Raw genomic sequence first — 1,741 nt, forward strand, 5'->3', positions numbered from 1 at the left:
ACTAAAAAGCAAAATGGAATATAAAACAAACATAGGGTTCCTCGATTCAAATATTACTTTGCATTATACTGCTTACAAACAGACGCTCTTGCAAGGCGGTCAGCCTCCAAGATTTCTTCCAGAGTAGGCTCAGCAATAAAAGGTACATCCTTCACCGCTTGGTCTACATAGCAGTAAATGTCATAAAAGCCAATTTTATTCTGCAAGTATAAGGCAACCGCCTCTTCATTTGCGCCGTTCATTGCGGGGCAAGCCGTTCCGCCCACTCGTGCGCAATCGAATGCCAATTGCAGACAGGGAAACGCCTCCAGGTCCGGCTTTGCAAAAGTAAGAGCACCACAGGTCGTAAGATCCAAAGCATCCACAGGGCAGGCCGTTCTTTCCGGGTATGTCAATGCCAGCTGAATGGGAAGACGCATATCCGGCACGCCCATTTGCGCCATCACAGCGCCATCCGTAAACTCCACCAAGCTGTGGACAATGCTTTGTCTGTGAATAACCACATCTACCTGTTCCAAGGGCAGGTTATAAAGGCGCATTGCTTCAATCACTTCCAGACCCTTGTTCATAAGGGTAGCACAATCGATGGTGATTTTCTCTCCCATCTTCCAATTAGGGTGGCAAAGGGCATCTGCTTTGGTTACGGAACACAGCTGCTCCTTTTGCATACCATAGAAAGGACCACCGGAGCAAGTCAAAATCAGTTTCTTTACCTGCTTCATGGGAAAGTCCGGCATCAGGCACTGATAAATGGCAGAATGCTCCGAATCAACCGGGATGATTTCTGCATTATATTCTCTTGCCTGGGCCATAACCAGTTGACCGGCGCAGACTAAAGTTTCTTTATTGGCAAGGCCAATTCGTTTGCCTGCCTTAATTGCCGCCAAAGTAGGCTTCAGCCCCACCATGCCAACAACAGCCGTGATAACACAATCAGCCTCCTGGATGGTTGCCGCCTTCAAAAGCCCCTCTTCCCCCCACAGGACTTCCGTCGGGAGGTGAGAAATTCGATTCTTCAGCTCCTTTGCGGCTTCCTCAGTTGCCATGGACACAAGTCGGGGTATATATTTTTCGCATTGTGCGGCCATTCTATCCACATTGGTACCGGCTGTTAGCGCACAAACCGGAATTCCTAAGTGGTCAACAATATCCAAAGTCTGTCGGCCGATAGAGCCGGTCGAACCTAAAATACTTACACACTTAACCATATTACACCGCCATCGGAATAAGAATGATTAAAAGTTCAAAAAGAGGTGCGACCATAATGACAGAGTCAAATCTGTCCAACACTCCCCCGTGACCGGGTATCAAATTGCTATAATCCTTGATCCCCACTTGCCGTTTAATTGCAGAAAAGCTCAGGTCACCAAACACACCAGCGGCAGATCCCAAAAGTCCATAGATAAGAGCATAGAAATAGTTGACCTTCAATCCGCAGGCAAACTGCAAAATAAGGCAATAAATGATCATGGAAAGGATCGCACCAGCAAAGCCTCCAAGAAGACCTTCCACCGTTTTCTTGGGGCTGATGATAGGCGCCAGCTTGTGCTTGCCCAAATATCTGCCAGTGAAATAAGCAGCGGTATCTGACATAAATGCTGCAATAAAGGGGGCATAAATCAGGTAACGGCCGGTGCTCAAGGCAAAAATCCGTACAACTGCGCAAAGAAGGTACGGTACAACAAAACCAGCCATTGCGCACATCGCCAAACTACGGGCGGAAAGTTTTGCCTTGGAAAGC

The 1,741-nt window shown here is 47.7% G+C and carries 2 protein-coding genes; both read right to left on the bottom strand.

What is annotated here, in order from left to right:
* Positions 1-53: 53 nt before the first annotated feature.
* The gene (locus ACJMM4_RS03805; RefSeq protein WP_405383136.1) at positions 54-1,208 is read right to left on the bottom strand and encodes a 1-deoxy-D-xylulose-5-phosphate reductoisomerase; all 1,155 of its coding nucleotides are present in this window, start codon (positions 1,206-1,208) and stop codon (positions 54-56) included.
* A gap of 1 nt (position 1,209) precedes the next feature.
* Positions 1,210-1,741: phosphatidate cytidylyltransferase (locus ACJMM4_RS03810; protein WP_405383138.1), on the bottom strand; the 532-nt coding region annotated here is incomplete at its 5' end.

It is taken from the genome of Phascolarctobacterium sp., assembly GCF_045124115.1.
Classification (GTDB): domain Bacteria; phylum Bacillota; class Negativicutes; order Acidaminococcales; family Acidaminococcaceae; genus Phascolarctobacterium_A.

Coding starts and splice junctions, on each gene's coding strand:
- ACJMM4_RS03805 (WP_405383136.1), bottom strand. CDS start 1,208: ATGGTTAAGTGTGTAAGTATTTTAGGTTCGACCGGCTCTATCGGCCGA.